The organism is Vreelandella nanhaiensis (genome assembly GCF_003990185.1).
Classification (GTDB): Bacteria; Pseudomonadota; Gammaproteobacteria; order Pseudomonadales; family Halomonadaceae; genus Vreelandella; species Vreelandella nanhaiensis.
Genome location: NZ_RZHF01000016.1, coordinates 96,755 through 119,587 on the forward strand (window position 1 = coordinate 96,755; position 22,833 = coordinate 119,587).

At 53.0% G+C, this 22,833-nt stretch carries 19 protein-coding genes; 7 read left to right on the forward strand and 12 right to left on the reverse strand.

The genetic code is table 11. The features are described 5' to 3' along the window. Positions 1 to 34 precede the first annotated feature (34 nt). Both ELY38_RS12715 and ELY38_RS12720 read right to left on the reverse strand, forming a co-directional pair. Complete coding sequence (locus ELY38_RS12715; protein ID WP_185858982.1) at positions 35 to 457, reverse strand: GFA family protein; 423 nt, start codon at positions 455 to 457, stop codon at positions 35 to 37. Positions 458 to 632: 175 nt separating this feature from the next. Further along, positions 633 to 1,181, reverse strand: coding sequence for a nucleotidyltransferase family protein (locus ELY38_RS12720; RefSeq protein WP_127062654.1), 549 nt, complete (start codon positions 1,179 to 1,181; stop codon positions 633 to 635). Positions 1,182 to 1,523: 342 nt separating this feature from the next. On the opposite strand from ELY38_RS12720, the gene ELY38_RS12725 reads away from it, so the two are divergent. Next, positions 1,524 to 2,840, forward strand: coding sequence for a hypothetical protein (locus ELY38_RS12725; protein ID WP_127062655.1), 1,317 nt, complete (start codon positions 1,524 to 1,526; stop codon positions 2,838 to 2,840). Positions 2,841 to 2,941: 101 nt separating this feature from the next. Here ELY38_RS12725 and ELY38_RS12730 read toward each other — a convergent pair whose 3' ends face one another. After that, positions 2,942 to 3,463: a zinc ribbon-containing protein gene (locus ELY38_RS12730; protein ID WP_127062656.1), complete on the reverse strand. Its 522-nt coding sequence runs from the start codon at positions 3,461 to 3,463 to the stop codon at positions 2,942 to 2,944. Between the two features lie 162 nt (positions 3,464 to 3,625). Here ELY38_RS12730 and leuS point away from each other — a divergent pair, with 162 nt between their 5' ends. The 5 genes from leuS to ELY38_RS12755 all read left to right on the forward strand — a co-directional run bounded on the left by leuS (position 3,626) and on the right by ELY38_RS12755 (position 9,228). Continuing rightward, a complete protein-coding gene (gene leuS / locus ELY38_RS12735; RefSeq protein ID WP_127062657.1) occupies positions 3,626 to 6,211 on the forward strand; it encodes a leucine--tRNA ligase in 2,586 nt (861 codons plus the stop codon). Continuing rightward, complete coding sequence (locus ELY38_RS12740) at positions 6,208 to 6,702, forward strand: LPS-assembly lipoprotein LptE (RefSeq protein WP_127062658.1); 495 nt, start codon at positions 6,208 to 6,210, stop codon at positions 6,700 to 6,702. The genes leuS and ELY38_RS12740 overlap by 4 nt, the downstream gene beginning before the upstream one ends. After that, complete coding sequence (gene holA, locus ELY38_RS12745; RefSeq protein WP_127062659.1) at positions 6,699 to 7,766, forward strand: DNA polymerase III subunit delta; 1,068 nt, start codon at positions 6,699 to 6,701, stop codon at positions 7,764 to 7,766. The genes ELY38_RS12740 and holA overlap by 4 nt, the downstream gene beginning before the upstream one ends. 103 nt (positions 7,767 to 7,869) lie before the next feature. Further along, a complete protein-coding gene (locus tag ELY38_RS12750) occupies positions 7,870 to 8,274 on the forward strand; it encodes a PA2779 family protein (protein ID WP_127062660.1) in 405 nt (134 codons plus the stop codon). A gap of 12 nt (positions 8,275 to 8,286) precedes the next feature. Next, complete coding sequence (locus tag ELY38_RS12755) at positions 8,287 to 9,228, forward strand: PA2778 family cysteine peptidase (RefSeq protein ID WP_127062661.1); 942 nt, start codon at positions 8,287 to 8,289, stop codon at positions 9,226 to 9,228. Positions 9,229 to 9,343: 115 nt separating this feature from the next. Here ELY38_RS12755 and sthA read toward each other — a convergent pair whose 3' ends face one another. The 9 genes from sthA to ELY38_RS12800 all read right to left on the reverse strand — a co-directional run bounded on the left by sthA (position 9,344) and on the right by ELY38_RS12800 (position 19,053). Beyond that, positions 9,344 to 10,735, reverse strand: a complete 1,392-nt coding sequence (gene sthA / locus ELY38_RS12760) for a Si-specific NAD(P)(+) transhydrogenase (RefSeq protein ID WP_127062662.1) — start codon at positions 10,733 to 10,735, stop codon at positions 9,344 to 9,346. Positions 10,736 to 10,813: 78 nt separating this feature from the next. Beyond that, complete coding sequence (gene nqrM / locus ELY38_RS12765; protein WP_126949918.1) at positions 10,814 to 11,068, reverse strand: (Na+)-NQR maturation NqrM; 255 nt, start codon at positions 11,066 to 11,068, stop codon at positions 10,814 to 10,816. Positions 11,069 to 11,289: 221 nt separating this feature from the next. Further along, positions 11,290 to 12,522 (reverse strand): NADH:ubiquinone reductase (Na(+)-transporting) subunit F, encoded by a 1,233-nt coding sequence (gene nqrF, locus ELY38_RS12770; RefSeq protein WP_127062663.1) that lies wholly within the window; start codon positions 12,520 to 12,522, stop codon positions 11,290 to 11,292. A gap of 71 nt (positions 12,523 to 12,593) precedes the next feature. After that, positions 12,594 to 13,211 (reverse strand): NADH:ubiquinone reductase (Na(+)-transporting) subunit E, encoded by a 618-nt coding sequence (nqrE, locus tag ELY38_RS12775; RefSeq protein WP_127062664.1) that lies wholly within the window; start codon positions 13,209 to 13,211, stop codon positions 12,594 to 12,596. Position 13,212: 1 nt separating this feature from the next. Beyond that, on the reverse strand, positions 13,213 to 13,881 hold the full coding sequence (locus ELY38_RS12780; protein WP_127062665.1) for an NADH:ubiquinone reductase (Na(+)-transporting) subunit D: 669 nt from the start codon (positions 13,879 to 13,881) through the stop codon (positions 13,213 to 13,215). A gap of 2 nt (positions 13,882 to 13,883) precedes the next feature. Further along, positions 13,884 to 14,705 carry a Na(+)-translocating NADH-quinone reductase subunit C gene (locus tag ELY38_RS12785; RefSeq protein ID WP_127062666.1) on the reverse strand — a complete coding sequence of 274 codons (822 nt, stop codon included), beginning with the start codon at positions 14,703 to 14,705 and terminating at the stop codon, positions 13,884 to 13,886. Then, positions 14,705 to 15,931, reverse strand: coding sequence for an NADH:ubiquinone reductase (Na(+)-transporting) subunit B (locus ELY38_RS12790; RefSeq protein WP_127062667.1), 1,227 nt, complete (start codon positions 15,929 to 15,931; stop codon positions 14,705 to 14,707). Before ELY38_RS12790 ends, ELY38_RS12785 begins: the two co-directional genes overlap by 1 nt. Then, positions 15,931 to 17,280, reverse strand: a complete 1,350-nt coding sequence (locus tag ELY38_RS12795; RefSeq protein WP_127062668.1) for a Na(+)-translocating NADH-quinone reductase subunit A — start codon at positions 17,278 to 17,280, stop codon at positions 15,931 to 15,933. Before ELY38_RS12795 ends, ELY38_RS12790 begins: the two co-directional genes overlap by 1 nt. Positions 17,281 to 17,592: 312 nt before the next feature. Then, positions 17,593 to 19,053, reverse strand: a complete 1,461-nt coding sequence (locus ELY38_RS12800; RefSeq protein WP_127062669.1) for a glyceraldehyde-3-phosphate dehydrogenase — start codon at positions 19,051 to 19,053, stop codon at positions 17,593 to 17,595. 308 nt (positions 19,054 to 19,361) lie between these two features. On the opposite strand from ELY38_RS12800, the gene mfd reads away from it, so the two are divergent. Next, positions 19,362 to 22,811 carry a transcription-repair coupling factor gene (mfd, locus tag ELY38_RS12805; RefSeq protein WP_127062670.1) on the forward strand — a complete coding sequence of 1,150 codons (3,450 nt, stop codon included), beginning with the start codon at positions 19,362 to 19,364 and terminating at the stop codon, positions 22,809 to 22,811. Positions 22,812 to 22,833 lie beyond the last annotated feature (22 nt).

Sequence of the window (22,833 nt, forward strand, 5' to 3'; positions counted from 1 at the left end):
TACTACTTACTACTTATGACTTATGACTTATGACTTATGACTTATTTGAATGCTGAGCAAACACCTCTTCCTCCGTTAGCATGTTGGTGTTATTTGAAAAGGCGTAAAAATCGGGCTTCTGGTCGATAAAAATTTGTTCGGTAAAGGTCCAGTCGCTACTGTCCAGCAAACCGACAGGAATGGCGTAGTGCCTTTCCTGCTTTAATCGGTAAAACAGGTGTGTACCACACTGCTTACAAAATCCGCGTTCAGCCCACTCGGAGGAGCTGAAAGTAGTAATATGCTCAGCGCCCGTAAAACTTACCTCATGAGCAAACTCGGCAACGAGAAGAGGGCCGCCGCCCCATTTTCGACACATGGAGCAGTGGCACGCACTTATATTATTTCCTTGCGTTTTAAGAGCCACGCCAACAGCACCGCAAAGGCATTTCCCTAGATGTTGAATGTCAGTTGCCATGATTCCTCCTAAACTCTAAAAAGAAAAATACGGGCCTTTCACTATTTTGCTCGCCACTTACGTTATATAGTCAACAAACTTTTAGCTTGCCTGTTAGTACAGGTACAGTTCATATCCCAGCAACGATGGCCAACACAAAAAAATTGCCTAACTGGCCTGTCTACAAATGCCAGGCTTAACCACCGATCACCCTCAACCGAGGCCAAGTTTCCCTCCACTTTTTTTCGGCAACCCGGTGCCTAAATTCATGTGGTTTGGGTCTTTTCGAGTTCAACGTAATGGTAAAATCGAATAACGCCCCAACACCAAAAGGCGCCACTAACACAAGCGCACCACTATCATCCAGCGCTGCGCCAACGGCGGTTTCCACCTCCACCCAATAACTCATGGCATCCGAGGTAGACGTATACGGGCGATCTATGTTGCGCTTATGCATTCTTGCCTGGTTTTTCACCGACCAAGGAAAATCGGAAACGCTTTTGAGCCTCGCTTCAATATGGCGATCCCTCACTTCAGTAACATCGCTTTCATCAAAGTAGATCAGAGCAATATCGTTAAGCGTGGTTGGGTGTAAGTACCCATGCATGTTGTCCCAAGCAAGGTTGCGCACAAAGCCTGCCGCAAGGCACCAATTGGATAGCCCCATTTCAGCCGCTACGTATAGCGCTTTCATGCGTTTTTTATCTTGGGAAATCCACTGTTCAACCTTTGTGTTATGACTCATTGAACTAAATAACCTTCAAAGCAGCCACAAAATAAGTGTGCCTGTGCTTTGTCTTACCCAGCAACGTCATACCTTTGAATCGTGTTCGTAAATATCAATGATCTTGAAATTACGGTCAAAGAGTTCGTTTAATTTCGTTTTCGAGTGAACAGTAAGATCGCCGAACTCCATCTTTGCCCAAGAATCGTTGGTTTCATAAAGTGACCAAAAGCACTCCCCGTTCAGTAGCTAGTTCCTCGCATAATTGTTACCACACACGACAAAACCATATTATCTAATGGCTGACGCTAGCCTTACTGCGCAAATCCTATTAGCCTGCTAATTCACTCTTAAGGGTTTAGCATGCAAGAAACTACTTCTCGGCAGCGCTTGGCGGGCGTGCTGATTCTGCTTGGGTTAATCGCTCAGATTTTGGCATTTACTGGCTGGATGCCTACCACGCATATAGTGAGCTATTTGCTGTGGTTGGCAGTGGCACTGTTGTGGCGGGATATTCCCAAGCGCTCGCGGGTTCAGGCGGGGGTGTTGATGGGCCTGGGCCTTTTGATGCTGTTTGTGGCGCGTTTTGTGTATGACGCTGAAGTAGATTGGCCTGCCATGTTGCAGGGCAACGCTTTTGTTGCCGCGATGCTGGTCGGCGTCAGCTTTATATCACTGGTGGGTAAACAGCAGGGCCGGAAAAAAGCGCCGGGTAAACGGCTAACTGGTAGCGGTGGCATTTTACGTACGTGGCTGGGCGTGCATTTTCTGGGCACTATCTTAAATATGTCGACGATTATAATGGTAGGTGATCGATTGGCGCGCTCAGGCCCTCTTTCCATTCCCCAGTATCTAGCGCTTAACCGCGGGCTTGCCAGCGCCGCCACATGGTCACCTTTTTTTGCTTCCATGGGCGTGGTGATCGCCCTTGCACCAAGGATGGAATACTCCTATGTGGCGCTGTTCGGCTTGCCGCTTGCCATGGTATCGGGGTTGCTCACCACGTTTGAACTTGGCCGCCGGTTTGACCTTAGTGAGGTTTACGGATTTTCTTTGGCGCCGCGTAGCCTGCTAATGCCAGCTACCATGGCTTTGCTGGTGATGGTATTTCATTTCTGGCTGACGCCTGAGCTTTCCATTGTCGGGATTATTACCTTTTTAATCCCCACTGTTGCCTTGCTATATAACTTGCATGAAGGTCCGCGCTATACGCTGCGGCGCATCCATCAGCACACGATTAACCGCTTACCCGCTATGCGCGGGGAAATCTCGCTATTTTTATCCGCAGGGCTGCTGACACTTGGCCTTTCAACGCTGGTGGCCGCCGTAGCGGGCAGTGAATGGACGCTGTTTGAGTCCTTTGGTGCGTCACAGGGCATGGCAAGTTTTATCGGGATTGTGCTGAGCGCTCTGGCAGGTCTTCACCCGATTATCGGCGTTTCGGTGCTGGCTTCAATAGTAAGCTTGCAAGGCGGCGAGCATACCTTGTTTGCGTTTGTTGGGCTGTGCTCGTGGGCCGTGGGTACCAGCGTTGGGCCGCTATCGGGCATTAACCTGACGCTACAGGGGCGCTACGGAATTAGCGGCTATCGCATGATGAAGAATAATCTGCTTTATGCAGCGATCATGAGCCTGCTGACGCTAGGCTCGATTGCCGTCATGAGTTATCTGGTGACGTAACGCCCAGCTCTTACACAAGACGTTAGAAAAGCCGGGGGCAGCCCCTTTGAGTGCCCCCGGCTAGTGGTGCTTACGAATGTCTTACGGTTTATCAGTTTCGTTCAGGTTTCGATAACCTTACCGGGAAACCGGTAGAAATAGCGATGACCGCACTGGTGGCATGGCTCCAAGCGTGTCACGTGAGGCAGGCTTACCTGAGCATCACAGTGCACGCAGGCCATCAGACCTGGCGCGGCTACTTCACCTTCACAGTAATCAGCCCGGGCGGCTTCGAGGTTTTCATCAAAACGTTCGCGCTCCACCACGCTACGGTCTGCAATGGATAAAAGCGATTCTGCCACGCGGCGCGAAAGTCCGCTGATATCAATCCCCAGCCATGTGGCCACCTGCATGCCGGTATCGGCCAGGTAGTGGCGCATATCCTTCAGGTCGCGCTCAACCCAGGCGCGCAGCAGGGCCAGCTCATCCTTGGTGTACTCTTCAAGCTCTGCCTCAAAAGCGACTGCGTCGTCTAAATCCTTTTGCAGATTGTCCCAGGTTAACTCGTTTGCGCCATCCTGCATGCGCTCCAGCAAGCGTTCGTAGCCTTCCCGCAACCGGTGGTCATTATGCTGTTCACTCATGGTGCCTCTCCTTTTGTCGACGCAGGTGTTACCCATCATCAGCTTGCCGTTCAAGGATACCCCTTCATAGGATACAATCGACATTACTTATCTGACAGTTGTCATCTACCATTCACTATTGCGCCCATATTGGGCGAATACGCCAAGGCATTAAATAAACCGATGGACGCACACTACAGCCCTCGTGAAATTGAACGTGACGCCCAGCAGTACTGGGACAAACATCAGTGCTTCAAAGCAGTAGAAGACGCGAATCGCGAAAAGTTTTACTGCCTATCCATGTTTCCCTACCCCAGCGGCAAGCTGCATATGGGCCATGTGCGTAATTATACTATCGGCGACGTTGTTTCACGTTTCCAGCGCATGCAGGGCAAGAATGTCATGCAGCCCATGGGCTGGGATGCCTTCGGTATGCCTGCAGAAAATGCGGCAATCCAGAATCAGGTACCGCCTGCCGAGTGGACCTATCAGAATATTGATTACATGCGTAACCAATTGAAGGCGTTGGGCTTTGCCTACGATTGGAGCCGTGAATTTGCCACCTGCGATACCAGCTACTATCGCTGGGAGCAGTGGTTCTTTACCAAGCTGGTGGAAAAAGGCTTGGTCTACAAGAAGATGTCCACGGTGAACTGGGACCCGGTTGACCAGACTGTACTTGCCAATGAGCAGGTCATCGATGGTCGCGGCTGGCGTTCAGGCGCTCTGGTTGAGCGCAAGGAAATCCCGCTGTGGTTCTTGAAGATCACCGACTACGCCGATGAGCTTCTAACTGATCTGGACAAAGTAGAATGGCCTGAACAGGTCAAGACCATGCAGCGCAACTGGATTGGAAAATCCCGTGGCGTCGAGCTGACCTTTGATATCGAAGCGGCCGACGGCAGCGCGGCCGAGCCGCTGGCGGTTTACACCACTCGCCCAGATACACTGTTAGGCGTTACCTATGTGGCGGTTGCCGCTGGCCACCCCCTTGCCAAACAGGCAGCGGAACAGAACAGCGAGCTGGCAGCATTTTGCGAAGAGTGCGCAAAAGGTGGCACCTCAGAAGCAGAAATGGCGACCAAGGAAAAACTCGGCATGGCGACCGGACATAGGGCGGTTCACCCGCTGACCGGCGATAAAGTGCCGGTTTATGTCGCCAACTTTGTTCTTATGGAGTTCGGTACCGGCGCCGTTATGGCCGTACCGGCCCACGACCAGCGCGACTGGGAGTTTGCCACCAAGTACAACATTGAAATAAAACCAGTTATTGCCGATGAAAATGGCCAAACGCCGGATCTGACCCAGGCGGCCTACGTTGAGCACGGCACGCTGATCAATTCTGGTGAGTTCGATGGCCTTGAGTTCGAGCAAGCTTTTGACGCGATTGCCGCCAAGCTTGCTGAAATGGGCCGTGGTGAAGTAAAAACCAACTACCGCTTGCGCGACTGGGGTGTTGCTCGCCAACGCTACTGGGGCGCGCCGATTCCGGTTAAATACGGCCCGGAAGGCCAAACCGTGCCATTAACCGACGAGGAGCTCCCGGTTGCGCTTCCCATGGAAGTCACCGTCGATGCTTCAGGCTCACCGCTTAAGAAAATGCCCGAGTTTTCCGACCTGGGCGACGGCTGGGTACGCGAAACCGATACCTTTGATACCTTTATGGAGTCCTCCTGGTACTTCGCACGCTTCTGCTGTGCGGACAACCACGACGCCATGCTGGATGAGCGTGCTAACTATTGGCTGCCGGTCGATCTTTATATCGGTGGTATAGAGCACGCCATTTTGCACCTGCTCTACGCGCGCTTCTTCCATAAACTGATGCGTGATTTTGGCCTGGTGGATTCTGATGAACCTTTCCAGCAGCTGCTTACCCAGGGCATGGTCATCGCCGAAACTTTCTACCGTTATGCTGATAACGGCGGCAAGCAGTGGTTCAACCCGGCGGATGTAGAAGTCAAACGTGATGAAAAAGGTCGCCCGTTAAGTGCCATCTTGATGAGCGACGGCCAGCCAGTTGAGATGGGCGGCATCGAAAAGATGTCCAAGTCGAAAAACAACGGCGTTGACCCACAGTCGATGATCGACAAGTTCGGTGCCGACACGGTGCGCCTGTTCATGATGTTTGCCGCCCCGCCCGAACAGTCACTGGAGTGGTCTGATTCCGGCGTAGAGGGCGCGCACCGCTTCCTCAAGCGGATTTGGCGCCAGGTCAGTGAGCATCTTGAAGCGGGCATCCCAGGCGAGCTAGCCGTTGACGCGCTTAACGATGACCACAAAGCGCTGCGCCGTAAAACCCATGAGACGATCAAGAAAGCCAGTGATGACATCGGCCGTCGTACCACTTTCAATACGGCTATCGCCGCCGTAATGGAGCTTTCCAATGCAATTGGCAAGTTCGAGGATACCTCTGAACTTGGCCTGGCGGTAAGCCGCGAAGCACTGGAAGCCTGCGTACTGCTGTTGTCACCCATTACTCCCCACGTGTGCCACCAACTGTGGCAAAACCTGGGCCACACCCAGCCAGCCATTGAGGCTCGCTGGCCCACCATTGATGAAGCCGCCCTGGCCCGCGATAGTATCGAACTGGTGGTTCAGGTAAACGGTAAATTACGCGCTCGCCTGGAAGCCCCAGCCAGTGCGGATAAAGCAGCCATCGAGAAGCTCGCGATGGAAAACGACAACGTCCAGCGCCACCTGGAAGGTAAAACGGTGCGTAAAGTCATCGTTGTACCGGGCAAGCTGGTAAACATCGTGGTAAGCGGATGAACCGACGCACGTTTCTAACCACTAGCATCGCCGCTTCAGCGGCGGTGCTACTCAGCGGCTGTGGCTTTCATTTACGGGGCACCGGCTCGGTGCCTGACTTACCTGCATTGGCTCTTGAAGGTGACAGCAACAGCGCCACTGCACAGTATCTGCGCACCCGCCTGCAACAAATGGGCACGGAAGTAACCCCGAGCGCGCTCTGGCGCGTCACCCTGGGAACGCCTTCCATGCTGCAGCGGCGTATTGGAAGCGACAGCCGGTCCAGCCGGGAGCATGAGCTGACGCTCAGCACCACGCTTTCAGTACAGCAGCGTGATACAAACGCCTATGCACTTAATAACGCCACCGTGGCCGTTAGCACACGCATTCGGGTCAATGATGACGATCTGCTGAATCGGGAAACGCTTTTTCAGGAGGCCGAGCAAGTGCTGGCCCGCCAACTGGCCCAGCGTATTCTGGAGCGTCTTGCTTATATTGAGGGCTTTGAGTGAAGGTCTTTGCCGACCAGTTGCCAGCAGCGCTTGCCAAAAAATTGCCCAGGGTAGTGATTGTGGCCGGCGACGAGCCGCTACAACACCGCGATGCCTGCGATGCCGTGCGGATAGCCGCTCGGCAAGCAGGTATTGAAGAGCGCGAAGTACTGGATGTTGACGCCAATTTCGCCTGGGGCCGTTTACTGGAAGCGGCCAGCAACCTCTCTCTGTTTGCCACCAGCAAACTGATGGAAGTGCGCTTAGGTACACACAAGCTCGGCCAGGAAGGCAGCAAGGCCTTGGCACAGCACGCTGAGATGCTTGACGGCAGTGATGATGTGCTACTTCTCAGCATGGGCAAACTGGACGCTAAGCAACAGAAAAGCGCCTGGTTTAAGGCGCTCGATAAGCACGGTCTGTTTGTGCCGGTATGGCCGGTGGATAATTCACGCTTGGGTTATTGGCTGCGTGACCGTGCAGCACTACACGGGTTACAAATCGACCTGGAAGCCGCGCGACTCCTAGGTGAACGTACTGAAGGCAACCTGCTGGCAGCCGACCAGGAGCTTCAAAAGCTCGCGCTGATTCACCCTCAGGGGACGCGCTTAAATGTTGAGAGTATTGCTCAAGGCGTGGAGGACAGCTCAAGGTATGATGTGTTCAACCTGGCAGATGCCTGCCTGAAGGGCGAGCCCAGCCGCGCTTCACGCATTGTGCAGGGACTACGCAGTGAAGGGGTTGAAGCGCCTATCGTGCTCTGGGCATTAAGCCGCGAGCTGCGTACCCTGCTCTCTTTGCATCAGCATTTAGATCAGGGCCAAAGTTTTGATCATGCCTGTAAAACGCAAAAGCCGATGATCTTTGACAAACGCCGCCCTGCATATCAGAAAGCAATCAAGCGACTTTCTATGAAGCGCTTGCATAAGCTTTTATTGATGGCCCAGCGGCTTGATCTTGCGGTAAAAGGCGCCTCTGCCGTGCCTCTATGGCCAGGCCTGCACGACTTGGCAATGACCATGGCTGGCGGCAAAGGCATCCTTGCTGAAACTGCCTGGACTTATCGCATTAGTGCAAATAATTAGCATCTTGCATAATTGACTTAAAACCCACGCGTTTTATTTCTATACTCTTGATTCCAGCAGTAAAATACCAGACCTCTCTGACTAGTCTATAAGGAAGAAGACGATGAAAACATTGCGCGCTTACCTCTCTACGCTGTTGATCGCGGCTCTGGTTATTACCAGTCTGCCGGTTGCTGCTGCCCCGGTGTCTCCCCAGTCGATGGATCTGGTATCAACCCAGTCAGTTCTGGCCAATGACCGTGCCGGTGCTGACCGTGAACGAATCAATGAGATCCTCGCCCGCGCCGACGTGCAAGAGCAATTGGTTAAACAGGGTGTAGACCTTGCTGAAGTAGATGCGCGTGTTGCTGCGCTAAGCGATGCCGAAGCCCAACAGATGGCCCAGCAGCTTGAGCAGCTTCCTGCGGGTGCAGGCGGTGGCGTAGTAGGCGCTCTGTTTGCCGTTTTCATCATCTTGTTGATTACCGATATTCTCGGCCTGACCGACGTTTATCCGTTTACCCGCTAAGCTTGTTCACCGATGAAAATATTGCTGTCTCACGCCCGCTATGCGGGCGTTTTCATGCTCGCGTTAGTACTTCCATTAGCACTTTCCGCCTGCGCACAAAACCCGGTCTTGCTGGATAGTACCTACGCCTCACTGGCACCCCAGGTTGAAAACAACGACGTCCCGTTTTTTTCCCAGACTGAATATCAGTGCGGCCCGGCGACACTGGCCATGGTTCTTAACTACCAAGGCGTGGACACAAACGTTGATGAGCTGATCCCTCAGGTATTTTTGCCGGGGCGTGACGGCAGCGTGCAACCGGAGATGCTGGCAACCGTTCGCCGCCACCACCAACTCGCCTACCCTATCCGTGGCACCATGGATGCGCTTCTGGGACATCTGGAAGCGGGCGATCCGGTGGTAGTCATGCAGAACCTATCGCTGCCTATCTACCCTATGTGGCACTATGCAGTGGCAATCGGCTTTGACCTGCCAGAAGAAACCATCCTTTTACGTAGCGGCGAGCATAAGCGCCATACGCTGTCGTTTAGCCGTTTTGATGCGACTTGGGCACGCAGTGATCGCTGGGGCTTTATTGTTGCCAACCCCGGCACATTGCCAGAAGGCATTACCGCGCGTAACGCGCTGGAAGCCATTAGCGCCTACGAAGAAACTCATGGGCCTAAAGAGGCATTAACCAGTTGGCAGGCGCTGGTCGAACGCTACCCTGCCAACCCGCTTGGACAGTTCGCCCTGGGTAACGCCCTTTATGCCGATGGCCAGCCTGAAAAAGCGATTACCGCTTTCGAAGCCGCCACCCAGCACGATGCCTATATGGGCGCTGCCTGGCTTAACTTGGGGATTTTACAACTGCAGCAAAATAAACCCGAAGAAGCACGCAACGCCTTAATGCAAGCAGCGTCGATTGAAGGCAGCTGGCAGGAGCGCGCTCAAGCATTATTGACTGATATTTAAATGTGCGGACGAAGTGTAGAGGCTAACTTTAAACCAAGATCTTTTTATAGATACGCATAACTCTGCAAAAACAAAAAGGGGCCATTTGGCCCCTTTTTACGTATACAGCGATACGTCAAAACACTCGATTTAACCCATTTTGCGCCGCCACGCGATACGCTTCGGCCATAGTGGGGTAATTGAAGGTCGTATTCACAAAGTACTTGAGGGTATTTGCCTCGCCCGGCTGCTGCATGATGGCCTGGCCGATATGCAGGATCTCGGAGGCCTGATCCCCAAAGCAGTGAATGCCTAGAATTTCCAGCGTCTCCTGATGGAATAGAATCTTCAGCATGCCCACGACATCGCCCGTAATCTGAGCCCGCGCGGTATCCTTGAAGAATGCCTTGCCAACTTCATAAGGGACCTTGGCCTCGGTTAGCTCGCGCTCGTTAGGACCAAATGAGCTGATTTCGGGAATGGTATAGATACCGGTGGGCACATCGCTGACAAAGCGATACTCTTTATCAAGCAGTTCGTTGGAAGAGTTAAGCCCCTGATCATAAGCGGCACTGGCAAGGCTTGGCCAGCCTATGACGTCACCCGCAGCATAGATATGCGGAATTGCCGTACGGTAGTGCTCATCCACACTTAGCTGCCCGCGGCTATTTGCTTGCAGACCGATATTTTCAAGGCCAAGGCTATCCGTGTTGCCAGTGCGCCCGTTCGCCCACAGAAAAGCGTCAGCGCGGATCTTTTTACCCGATTTCAGTTGCACCACAACACCTGACTCATCGCCTTCAACGCTTACGTAATCTTCATTATGACGGATCAGAACGCCGTGCTTACGTAAATGGTAAGAGAGCGCATCACTGATCTCATCGTCCAGGAATGACAGCAGGCTATCGCGGTTATTGATCAGGTCAACCTTCAGACCAAGCCCTGAAAATATCGACGCGTATTCACAGCCGATAACGCCAGCCCCGAAAATTACCAGGGTCCTCGGCGTATGAGAAAGGCTTAAAATGGTGTCGGAGCAGTAGATACGTGGGTGACGAAAGTTGATATCTGCCGGGCGGTAGGGTCGCGAGCCAGTCGCAATGACGATCTTTTTGGCGACGAGCTCTTCCATCCCTTCGTGCTGACCACGCACGACGACAGTATGTTCATCCTTGAAGCGGGCAATGCCGTGGAACAGGTCAATACGATTGCGGGCATAAAAGGTGGTACGCATTTCCACTTGCTTGTCGATCGTGCCGCGCGAGCGCTCCATTACTTTAGGGAAAGAGAACCAGCGAGGCTCACCGATATCGCGGAACATACGGTTAGTGTTAAACGCCATGATCTGCTTGACCTGGTGGCGCAACGCCTTGGAAGGAATGGTGCCCCAGTGTGTGCAGTTACCGCCTACCTGCGCCTGTTTTTCAATAATCGCCACGCGCAAACCGTGCTTGGCTGCATTGATGGCTGCACTTTCCCCCGCAGGGCCCGTACCGATAACCACGACATCGTAATTGTGAACCGCCATACTCGCTGCGTCTCCTTGTTCCCAAAAATTAGGCGCAGCGGATCTCTCGGCTGCGCCTCACTATTTCCACACGTTTGGCTAGCGACGAGTGGCTTCGTAGCCAAGGTCTGCCCCGCGGCTTTCATCGCTGCGACGGCGCACGCTGCCCCGTTTACGGTTCTCTTCTTCGCATACTTCGTCTTTGCCGCCACATATATCACAGCCGTCTTTCATGCCGATTTGGTTCAGGCCGCCGCATGAACCCGCAATAGGCTTGCGACCCATCAAAACGCCAACCGCCATTGCGCCCATGATCAGCGCCATAAAACCAAACACCAGTAGCCAGATTGCCATGTTAATCTCCCAGTATTGCTATTAAAGCCTTACCTGCCGACAACTGTTTAACCAATAAGTGCCCTATGGTTATTTGCTGTTAGCGTATTATACCTCAGTGACCTGCGACTTATCAGCGTCAGCACCGCTTTTAACACCTGCCTAGATAAACGCGCATAGACAAAAGGGCCAGCCTTATGGCCAGCCCCTTGCGCCCGAAGGCAAACTGCAGCGTTGGGTACTTAACCGCCGAAGTCATCCAGCATGATGTTTTCAGGCTCAACCCCAAGATCCAGCAGCAGCTTGATCACAGAAGCGTTCATCATGGGTGGCCCACACATGTAGTATTCACAATCTTCAGGCGCAGGATGGTCCTTTAGATAGTTCTCATAGAGCACATTATGGATAAAGCCAGTTGGGCCTTCCCAGTTATCTTCGGGCTGCGGATCTGACAGCGCCAGATGCCACTCGAAATTGGGAAACTCTTCGGCCAGCTGATCGTACTCTTCGTTATAGAAGGTTTCACGCCAGGAACGCGCACCGTACCAGAAGCTCATCTTGCGATCAGACTTCAAACGCTTAAGCTGGTCGAAGATATGGCTACGCATGGGGGCCATACCAGCACCACCGCCGATAAAGACCATTTCTGCATCGGTATCCTTGGCAAAGAACTCACCAAACGGCCCCATTACGGTCACCTTGTCACCCGGCTTCAGGCTGAAGACATAGGTAGACATCAGACCAGGCGGATGGTTGCTTCCTGGAGGCGGCGTGGCGATACGGATGTTGAACTTGAGGAGGCCCTTTTCTTCCGGGTAGTTCGCCATGGAGTATGCGCGAATCACTTCCTCGTTGTTCTTATGGGATACATCGAACAGGCCGAATTTTTCCCAGTCGCCGCGATATTCTTCCTCGATATCGAAATCAGAGAATTTGATATCGTAAGGGGGAGCCACCAGCTGAACATAACCACCGGCACGGAAAGCAACTTCTTCACCTTCCGGCAGTTTAAGGTTCAGTTCCTTGATGAAGGTAGCGACGTTGGGGTTAGCCGTTACTTCGGTTTCCCATTTCTTGACGCCAAACACTTCTTCAGGCACTTCGACCTTCATGTCCTGCTTAACAGGCACCTGACAAGAGAGCCGCCAGCCCTCTTTCTTTTCACGCATGGTGAAGTGGGACTCTTCGGTCGGCAGAATGGAACCACCACCCTCTTCCACACGGCACTTGCATTGGGCGCATGAACCACCGCCACCGCACGCAGAAGAAAGGAAAATACCGTTTGCTGCCAGCGTGTTTAAAAGCTTGCCACCAGCTTGAGTCGTCAGGGTGTGCTCAGGGTCGTGATTGACCTCAATGGTCACGTCCCCGCTACTCACGAGCTTGCTGCGCGCTGCCAGAATGATCGCCGTTAAGCTGATAACGATGATCGTGAACATGACAACACCGAGCAAGATGATAGTTGTATCAACCATGTCGGTTTCCTATTGCTAAGGTTTCCTGTAACCCGACGGTACCTTGTACCGCCGGGAAAAACCGGCCCCGATTAGAGCTGAATGCCCGAGAAGGACATGAAGCCCAACGACATCAGACCTACGGTGATGAACGTGATACCCAGCCCTTGCAGGCCACCTGGTACATCGCTGTACTTCAGCTTTTCACGAATACCTGCCAAAGCCGTAATAGCTAGCGCCCAACCAACGCCGGACCCGAAACCGTAGATAACGGCCTCGCCGAAGTTGTAATTACGCTCAACCATGAACAGCACACCACCTAAGATGGCACAATTTACGGTGATAAGCGGCAGGAATACGCCCAACGCGTTGTACAGCGCAGGCACGTACTTATCCAGAAACATCTCGAGGATTTGTACTAGCGCTGCAATAACACCGATATAGCTCAAGAGCCCAAGGAAAGAGAGGTCAATATTTTCAGCACCGCTAATTCCCGTCCAAGAGAGCGCACCTTCCGCGAGCAGAAGCTTGAATACCAAGTTATTAACTGGCACTGAAATAGTCAGTACTACAATAACCGCGATACCCAGGCCAAACGCTGAGGATACCTTTTTAGATACCGCAAGAAAGGTACACATCCCCAGGAAGAAGGCCAGCGCCAGGTTCTCAACGAAAACTGAAGCAACGAAAAGGCTTATATAGTGTTCCATGTTACACGGCCTCCTGCGGCTTAGAGTTTTCCTTCATCTTGAATTCAGTGCTTTCTACTTGCTCGGGGTTGATTGAGCGCAGCACCCAAATCAACAGACCGATAATAAAGAAGGCAGATGGCGGCAATAGCATCAGGCCATTAGGCACATACCAACCGCCGTTTTGAACCATCGGCAGGATAGTAAAGCCAAACACGCTACCCGCACCTAACAGCTCGCGGAAGAAACCAACGACCAATAGCACGAAACCATAGCCTAGACCGTTACCGATGCCGTCTAAAAACGACATGCCCGGCGTATTAGACATGGCAAAGCCTTCAGCACGACCCATTACGATACAGTTGGTAATGATCAGGCCAACAAAGACCGATAACTGCTTGGACATTTCATAAGCGTAGGCCTTGAGGATCTGATCAACCACAATTACCAAAGAAGCAATAATGGTCATCTGCACAATAATACGGATCGCGGATGGAATATGATTCCGGATCAGCGATACGAAGAAGCTAGAGAGCGACGTTACAAAAATAACGGCCAAAGCCATTACCAACGACACGCTCATGCTGGTGGTTACCGCCAACGCCGAACAGATCCCCAATATCTGAAGTGCAATCGGGTTGTTCTGGAAGATTGGCGCTGTTAAAACGCTTTTTGCATTTACGTCCGCCATGATTAAGCCCCCTCACCGTCTTCGAAGTCAGTATCGGTGTTTTCGGCGTCTTCCGGCTCAGTACCGCTGCGGAATTTCGCAAGGTACGGACCAAAACCTTCTTCGCTCAGCCAGAACTGCAGCATGTTGGTGACACCATTACTGGTGAGCGTAGCGCCGGATAACGCGTCTACTTCATTTTCGTTGCTAGCGCCGCCTTTGGTCAGGTGGATTGCCGGTGAGAGGTCGCCCTCTTCATCGTAAATCTCTTTACCTTCCCACTGAGCCTGCCAGCGCGGATTATTAACCTCAGCACCCAAGCCCGGCGTTTCGCTATGATCGTAGTAAGTGATACTTACGATCGTATTACCGTCACCTTCAACCGACAAGAAGCCCATCATACGGCCCCAAAGGCCCTGGCCACGAATGGGCAGAACGATCTGGTCGGGGTCTTCTTCTTCACCTACGAGGTAAACGGTCGCGTAGTTTTCAACGCGCGAGAGGCCTGCAATATCACGGTCGCCAGACAGCGTACGGCCCGTTGCCGGATCACGTGCGGCTTCGAAGCCATCGAACGTTTCAGGATCAAACTCATCGGTGTACTCGCCCGTTTCAAGCTCGACGACACGCGCGGTGATTTGCTCCCGAAAAGCTTCTTCCACATCCATACCCGGCTCATATAGGCGCGCCACGTTAAGGATGTTGGTTTTGCGGTCTAATTCCTGATTGAGCTGCTGTGCAGGACGCAATGCCACGGCGGCCGTCGAAACGATAACCGAGCACACGATACACAACGAAAACGCCACAATCAGAATCTTCTTGATGGAGTTATTACCTTGTGCCATTAGGCAGTCTCCTCGGCCGGTACGCCAGTACGCTTTACGCGGCGCTTGATGTTGGCCTGGACGAAGAAGTGGTCAATCAGCGGTGCAAACAGGTTGGCAAACAGAATTGCCAGCATAATGCCTTCCGGGAAAGCCGGGTTGACTACCCGAATCAGCACCGTCAACACACCAATCAGCACGCCAAAAATCAAGCGTCCCTGGTTGGTCATGGAAGCAGAGACCGGATCGGTTGCCATGAAGACCATACCGAATGCAAAGCCACCAATCACGAAGTGCCAGTACCATGGCATGTCGAACATGGCGTTAGTGTCTGAACCAATCAGATTGAACAACGTGCTGGTCGCGACCATACCAAGGAATACACCCAGCATGATTCGCCATGAGGCAATCCGTGTATAAAGCAGCACCAGCGCTCCAATCATGATCGCAAGCGTTGACACCTCACCCACTGAGCCTGGAACAAAGCCAAGGAAGGCGTCCCACCAGCTAAAGGTATTGGTCAGTGTGTCCATACCATCCTGAAATGCTATTGAAAGCGCCGTAGCACCGGTATAGCCATCAGCCGCTACCCAGATTGCATCGCCGGAAATTTGCGCCGGATAAGCAAAGTAGAGGAAAGCACGACCGGTAAGCGCCGGGTTAAGGAAGTTTTTGCCTGTGCCGCCAAAAATTTCCTTACCAATCACGACACCAAAGGTGATACCGAGGGCTACCTGCCAAAGCGGAATGGTCGCTGGAAGAATCAGCGCATACAGCACCGAGGTCACGAAGAAGCCTTCGTTAACTTCATGGCCACGCTTAATAGCAAACAGTACTTCCCAGAAACCACCAATGGCAAAGGTTACCAAGTAGATAGGAAGGAAGTATGTGGCGCCCAGTAAAAAGTTAGACCATAAGCTGCCAGCGTCGTGCCCGCCTGCCAAGGTCATCAAGATAGCTTCGCGCCAGCCCCCCATAGAGGCATAGCCTGCATCGATTGCCACGTTTGCCTGCCAGCCTGCGTTCCACATACCGAAGAACATGGCCGGAAAGGTGCACAACCAAACGGTGATCATGATGCGCTTCAGGTCGATACCATCACGCACGTGAGCCGTGGTTTTAGCAACGCTGGGCGGGGAATAGAAGATCGTATCTACCGCTTCATAAAGCGGATAGAACTTTTCATATTTCCCGCCTTTATGGAAATGCGGCTCGAGACTATCGAGTGTTTGTCGAATACCCATCATCAGGCCTCTTTCTCGATCATGGTGAGGTTGTCACGCAGGATGGGGCCGTACTCATATTTGCCTGGGCAAACATAGGTACACAGCGCCAGATCCTCTTCGTCTAGCTCAAGACACCCGAGTTGCATGGCAACTTCAATGTCGCCCACGATCAACGAACGCAGCAGCTGAGTCGGCATGATATCCAATGGCATGACGGTCTCGTACGAACCTACCGGCACCATGGCTCGCTCGGAACCATTAGTAGAAGTAGTCGGCGCGTAGTTACGCAGGCCTTTAATGCGGGAAAGATAAATACCCAGAACCGAATGGCGATCTGCACCTAGCGACAGCCAGCCCATTAAAGCGCGCTTGTTGCCCTCTTCAAGCAAGCTGATCTGGTTGCTGAAGCGCCCCAGGTAGGTCAGATTTCCCTCAGCTGTAAAGCCAGAGAACACAGAACCGGAAATCACGCGAGTGTCGTCGGGTTTGATGACTTCGCCTGCCAGTAGTTCCTCGGTACTGGCGCCCATGCGGGTACGCACGAGGCGAGGTTTCTCAGCACGCGGACCACCAATGGCAATCACACGTTCAGTGCTCAGCTTTCCTTCGGTGAACAGCTTGCCGAGCGCCATTACATCCTGATAACCGATGTGCCAGACTCTTTTATGCAGCGCCACTGGCGAAAGGTAGTGAATATGCGTGCCTACCAGGCCAGCTGGATGCGGGCCAGCAAAGCTCTCAGCTTTCACACCCTCAACATCCCCGCCAGGGATATTGCCATCAGTACCCGTGCACAGGAAAACGTTGCCCTCGGTCAGGCGGGTTAGCACCTTGAGGCCGTCTTCAAACGCCTGGGTATCTTCGTTGATGATAACCGCAGGATCAGCACTTAGCGGATGGGTATCCACAGCCGTTACAAAAATATCAGCAGGAACACTGTCGATGGCTGGCGTGCGTGAGAAAGGACGCGTGCGTAACGCTGTCCATAATCCTGACTCAACCAGTTGGTCGACGACTAACTGACGGTCAAGTTGCGCTAAAGTAGAACGCTCGTGAGAGGCGAATGTCATCGCTTCTTCATTTTCGTCGACTTTAATGACCACAGAGAGTAGGCGACGCTTTTCGCCACGGTTTATTGCGACTACTTCACCGCTCGCAGGTGCCGTAAAACGCACACCCTCAACTTTCTTGTCGGTAAAAAGCAGTTGGCCCAGTTTGACCTTATCCCCTTCCTGAACTTCCATGGTTGGCTTCATGCCAACATAGTCAGTACCCAGGATTGCCACGTAACGCACAGGCTGCGCATCTTCAATACGCTGCTCGGGCGCTCCCGTGATGGGGAGATCCAGGCCTTTTTTGACTTCGATCATAGTCTCGCCCAGTTGATGGATCGGATATACGAAGGTAAGGGGTTCGAATGCTTATTTTCTGCCCAGTGAATTCTTATTTTCTGTCAGATCGTTACCAGTCAGGCCCAAGCACCGCTTGAACCACCCCGAAAAAGCTACCGCATTATAAAGATAAGCGCGGCCAATGACCACATCCCTGATGCTCTCAAAAAGTGTTATACACCTATCAATTGCAATTGATTTTACAATTAAAAACGCCACCCGAAGGTGGCGTCAGAAAAATGCGGCTCAATGGAAAAGCCGTTTGATCGGCAATTCACCGAAGTAGAGGCATTATGCGTGGTGCGGCAGCTTCAAAAACTGCACGTTCGACATCTGCTGCAGGATGCGAATTACCTGACAGCTATAACCAAACTCATTGTCGTACCATACATATACAACTGCATGGTTGTCGTTGGCAATGGTTGCTTTCGCATCCACGATGCCGGCATGGCGATTGCCAACGAAGTCCGATGAAACCACTTCGGCAGAATCCACATAATCAATCTGCTTTTGATAAGACGAATCAATGGACATGCGGCGCAGATAATTATTCAACGCATCGGCATCCGTTGGCTTATCCAGCGTCAGGTTCAAAATGGCCATGGAAACATTCGGCGTTGGCACGCGAATCGCATTGCCGGTTAGCTTGCCTTCCAGTTCAGGTAGCGCTTTTGCCGCTGCCTTGGCCGCACCCGTTTCGGTCAATACCATGTTGAGTGCCGCGCTACGACCCCGACGGTCACCTTTGTGATAGTTATCAATCAGATTCTGGTCGTTGGTGTAAGCGTGAACCGTTTCCACGTGCCCAGTCGCGACGCCATACTCATCATTTAGCACTTTGAGCACGGGCACGATGGCGTTAGTGGTACAAGAAGCAGCCGACACAATACGGTCATTTTCGCCAATGGTCGTGTGGTTAACACCGTAAACGATATTTTTGATATCGCCTTTACCCGGCGCGGTTAATAGTGCCTTGGCCGCGCCCTTGCACTCCAGATGCTGGCCAAGGCCAGCCTCGTCACGCCAGATCCCGGTGTTATCAACGATTACAGCGTTATCAATGTCATAGGCGGTGTAGTCGATTTCGCTAGGCGAGTCAGCGTAGATCACCTGAACAACATTGCCGTTAACAGTCAGCGTACGCGCTTCGGCATCAACGGCAATAGTGCCCTCAAAAGGCCCATGCACGGAGTCCCGACGCAAAAGGCTGGCACGCTTCTCAAGATCCTTGGCCACATCGCCACGCCCACGCACCACGATGGCACGAAGACGTAACAAGTTCCCGCCACCGGCTTTTTCAACCAGCACACGTGCCAGCAAGCGACCAATACGGCCAAAACCGTAAAGCACGACATCTTGCGGCTCGCCTTTGCTGGCTCCCGGCTGATAGCCGTCGATGATATCCTTCAATTCGTTACGCAGGAAGGCGTTGAGGTCACTACCCCCCTGCTTTTTGAACATAACCGCGAGCTTACCTACATCCACATGGGCAGGCCCCAGGTTAAGCGCGCTCATGGTTTCAATGATGGGGAACGTGTCCTCAACCGAAAGCTCTGTACCTTCGATCTTACGTACAAACCGATGATCCTTCAGAATCCGGATAACCGACTGATTGATCAGCGAGCGCCCAAACATGGTGGCCACAACGTTGTTCTGACGATAGAGGCGACCCACCAGCGGGATCATCTGTTCGGCCAGGGCTTGATTGTTTTGCCATTCCTGAAAAACGTTCTCGAGAGCTTGCTGACTCACGTGCGGCCTCATACGGTTATGAAAGATAGGGTTATGAAATACAAAGTTACGAAAATATGGGTTAAGCAACCAAAACTAGAAAATCATCAACCCAAGTAGTAACCAGGATGTAAATGCATTATCCCGGCCTTGCTGCCGGGCCGCAATGAATGGATAGTCGCACGCCATGTAGGGGTATTACAGAAAATGGCATTTGACTACAAACTCAAAATAGACTCTACCTTAAACTGCCACGGGTTAGCCCTCTGACTGAAAGTAGTCATCGTGTATGATCCTTATTCCGTTTCAGCGCAAAACGATACCTGACTATGCCATCATTTTCTCTGCTCGAACCGCCCCAGCCACAAGGGACTCGCGATACGCTTTACTGGACAGCGCCGCCGGGCAGTGCGTCTGCATTGGCGCTCGCTCAGGTAGCGACAAACGCTCCCCTTTTAGTGATCACCCCCAATACGGCCAGCGCCCAGCGCCTAGAGCAAGACCTGACCTTCTATAGCGACGTGCCGGTGCTTCCCTTTCCCGACTGGGAAACGCTGCCTTACGACAGCTTTTCGCCACACCAGGACATCGTTTCGGCGCGCCTGCGCACGCTGCGCCTGCTTCAAGACGGCGTGCGCGGCATCGTACTGGTGCCTATCAATACACTAATGCAGCGTCTACCCCCCGTGTCCTATATCGCAGGGCGCGTAATGACCTTAAAGGAGGGCGCCAAGCTCAACCGTGAAACGTTTAGAGAATCACTGACGCGCGCCGGGTATCGCGCGGTAGAGACGGTTTATGAGCCTGGCGAGTACGCCATGCGCGGCGCCCTCATCGATCTTTTTGCCATGGGTATGGATGAGCCGATCCGCATCGATTTGTTCGACGATGAGATTGATACGCTGCGCCACTTCGACCCCGGCAGCCAGCGCTCGACTGAGAAGGTAGGTGCCATTGAGCTACTTCCCGCTCATGAGTATTCGCTCAGTCGCAGCGCCATTGCGTGCTTTCGCGAGCAATTTGAAACCCTATTTGATGTCGATCCGCGCCAATGCCCGCTGTATAACGACGCGCTGAAAGCGATTCCTTCGCCTGGTCTTGAGCACTATCTACCGCTATTTTTTGATGAAACCGCCTCACTATTCGACCACGTTACCGACGATACCCGTGTGGCCCTTCTGCCTGGCGTTTTCGAAGCTGCCGAGCAGCACTGGCACTCCATCGAGTCGCGTTATATCAACCTGGGCGTTGACCCCACTCGGCCGCTGCTGCCTCCTCACCGGGCGTTCTTTCCGGTAAGCGAGGTGTTCTCGGCCATTAAGGCTCGCCCACGCATCGAGCTGACCGAAAATGAAGAGCAGCGTCACGCCCTGACACCAGAGGCCAAGGCACTCCCTCCCCTGGCGATAAACGCTCGCGCAAAACAACCACTGGGCGAATTACGCAATTTCTTAAAGAATCAGCCTGAGCTTCGAATACTGTTTGTGGCTGAGTCCCGGGGCCGCCGGGAGGCGCTTGAAGAGATACTTGCCCCGCTGGCCCTCGCGCTACCCCATGTGGAAAGCTTTCACACCTTTCTAACCAGTCAGCACCGCTACGCGATTACCGAAAGCCTGGTTGATAGTGGCCTGTGGCTCACACATCCACATATCGCGGTCATCAGTGAAACGGAGCTGTTTGGTGAGGTGGTACGCCAGAGCCGCCGACGGGAAAAGGCCACTGATGATAACGAGCTGGCGGTTCGCCATCTTTCTGAGCTGCGCGAAGGCGCCCCGGTGGTTCACCAGGCCCATGGTGTCGGCCGCTACCTGGGACTTGAGACGCTGTCTGCCGGCGGTCAGGCCAATGAGTTTCTCGCCCTCTCCTATGCAGATGGAGCCAAACTTTATGTCCCGGTGGATAGCCTTCATCTGATTTCCCGTTATAGCGGTGCAGATGACGAACTGGCGCCGCTGCATAAGCTGGGTTCGGATCAATGGGAAAAAGCCCGCCGCAAAGCAGCTGAGAAAATCCGAGATACAGCCGCCGAGCTACTGGATGTTTACGCCCGGCGTGAAGCCCAGCAAGGGGTTGTCTATGAATCCCCCGGTGATGAGTACGTGCGTTTTGCTGCCAGCTTTCCGTTTGAGGAAACGCCCGACCAACAGGCGGCCATTGAAGCCGTCATTGACGACATGATTTCTCCCCAACCCATGGATCGCGTAGTGTGCGGCGATGTCGGGTTTGGTAAAACGGAAGTCGCCATGCGCGCTGCCTTTCTGGCGGTACAATCAGGCCGTCAGGTCGTGGTGCTGGTACCCACCACCTTGCTTGCCCGCCAGCATTTTGAAAACTTCCGTGACCGCTTTGCCGACACAGCGGTGAATATCCGTCTGATCTCCCGCTTTACGGCGGGCAAGGAAATGACTCAAACGCTTGAAAGCATTAAAAATGGTCAAACTGATATTGTCATCGGCACCCATAAATTGCTTTCTAAAAGCGTTGAGCTACCCAAGATGGGGCTTCTAATTATCGATGAAGAGCACCGTTTTGGCGTTGCCCAGAAGGAAAAGCTCAAAACACTTCGCGCTGAAGTCGATATTTTAACCCTTACCGCCACGCCCATACCGCGAACGCTCAATATGGCGATGAGCGGCATTCGCGACCTTTCGATTATCGCCACACCGCCTGCCCGGCGCCTCTCGGTCAAAACCTTTGTACAGCAGCGCGACAACAGCATTATCAAGGAAGCGCTGCTGCGCGAAATACTTCGTGGCGGCCAGGTCTATTTTCTGCATAACGAAGTCAAGACCATCGAAAATGCCGCTGAACAGATCCGCGAACTAGTGCCGGAAGCCCGGGTCGCCGTTGCCCACGGGCAGTTGCCTGAGCGCAGCCTTGAGCGAGTGATGTCGGATTTCTACCATCGTCGCTTCAACGTTCTGGTCTGCTCAACGATTATTGAAACCGGTATTGATGTACCCAGCGCCAATACCATCTTAATTGAACGCGCCGACAAGTTTGGCCTGGCCCAGCTTCACCAGCTGCGCGGGCGCGTGGGACGCAGCCACCACCAGGCGTACGCCTATCTTTTGACACCGCCACCCAAGGCCATGACCCGTGACGCAGTCAAACGTCTTGAAGCCATTAGCGCCTCTGACGACCTTGGCGCGGGCTTTACGCTGGCAAGCCACGATATGGAAATTCGTGGAGCGGGCGAGCTATTGGGCGATGAGCAGAGCGGTCAGATGGAGACTATCGGCTACTCTTTATATATGGAAATGCTGGACAGAGCCGTTAAGGCCATTCGCGCAGGCAAGACGCCCAATATCGACGCGCCCTTCAATACCGGCGTGGAAATCAGCCTAAACTTACCCGCGCTGATCCCAGACGACTATATTCATGATGTACAGCAGCGTCTTGTAATGTATAAGCGCATTGCCAATACGCAAAGCGACAATGAACTGAAAGAATTACAGGTTGAATTGATTGACCGCTTTGGCCTACTTCCGCAGCCACTCAAGAACCTGATACGCCAAACCCGGCTACGCCAGCGCGCCGAGCAGTTAGGAATTAGCCGAATTGAGGCCGGTGAAAGCCGCGGCAGAATTTTGTTTGACGGCACAACGAAGATTGATCCATTAACCCTGGTAACACTGATTCAAACTTCGCCGCAGCACTATCGTCTAGACGGTTCAGATACTCTGCGATTTGAATTTAACATGGAAACCCATGACCAGCGTTTAGAACAGGTGGAGTCGCTTTTAAGTACCCTTAATCAAAAAGTAGCGGCAGCGTGAACCTTGGGGCAAACTGGTAGCA

Bases quoted from the DNA above. Each gene is read 5' to 3' on its own strand.
- ELY38_RS12715 (WP_185858982.1), bottom strand. From the start codon at position 457: ATGGCAACTGACATTCAACATCTAGGGAAATGCCTTTGCGGTGCTGTT.
- ELY38_RS12720 (WP_127062654.1), bottom strand. From the start codon at position 1,181: ATGAGTCATAACACAAAGGTTGAACAGTGGATTTCCCAAGATAAAAAA.
- ELY38_RS12725 (WP_127062655.1), top strand. From the start codon at position 1,524: ATGCAAGAAACTACTTCTCGGCAGCGCTTGGCGGGCGTGCTGATTCTG.
- ELY38_RS12730 (WP_127062656.1), bottom strand. From the start codon at position 3,463: ATGAGTGAACAGCATAATGACCACCGGTTGCGGGAAGGCTACGAACGC.
- leuS (WP_127062657.1), top strand. From the start codon at position 3,626: ATGGACGCACACTACAGCCCTCGTGAAATTGAACGTGACGCCCAGCAG.
- ELY38_RS12740 (WP_127062658.1), top strand. From the start codon at position 6,208: ATGAACCGACGCACGTTTCTAACCACTAGCATCGCCGCTTCAGCGGCG.
- ELY38_RS12750 (WP_127062660.1), top strand. From the start codon at position 7,870: ATGAAAACATTGCGCGCTTACCTCTCTACGCTGTTGATCGCGGCTCTG.
- ELY38_RS12755 (WP_127062661.1), top strand. From the start codon at position 8,287: ATGAAAATATTGCTGTCTCACGCCCGCTATGCGGGCGTTTTCATGCTC.
- sthA (WP_127062662.1), bottom strand. From the start codon at position 10,735: ATGGCGGTTCACAATTACGATGTCGTGGTTATCGGTACGGGCCCTGCG.
- nqrM (WP_126949918.1), bottom strand. From the start codon at position 11,068: ATGGCAATCTGGCTACTGGTGTTTGGTTTTATGGCGCTGATCATGGGC.
- nqrF (WP_127062663.1), bottom strand. From the start codon at position 12,522: ATGGTTGATACAACTATCATCTTGCTCGGTGTTGTCATGTTCACGATC.
- nqrE (WP_127062664.1), bottom strand. From the start codon at position 13,211: ATGGAACACTATATAAGCCTTTTCGTTGCTTCAGTTTTCGTTGAGAAC.
- ELY38_RS12780 (WP_127062665.1), bottom strand. From the start codon at position 13,881: ATGGCGGACGTAAATGCAAAAAGCGTTTTAACAGCGCCAATCTTCCAG.
- ELY38_RS12785 (WP_127062666.1), bottom strand. From the start codon at position 14,705: ATGGCACAAGGTAATAACTCCATCAAGAAGATTCTGATTGTGGCGTTT.
- ELY38_RS12790 (WP_127062667.1), bottom strand. From the start codon at position 15,931: ATGATGGGTATTCGACAAACACTCGATAGTCTCGAGCCGCATTTCCAT.
- ELY38_RS12795 (WP_127062668.1), bottom strand. From the start codon at position 17,280: ATGATCGAAGTCAAAAAAGGCCTGGATCTCCCCATCACGGGAGCGCCC.
- mfd (WP_127062670.1), top strand. From the start codon at position 19,362: ATGCCATCATTTTCTCTGCTCGAACCGCCCCAGCCACAAGGGACTCGC.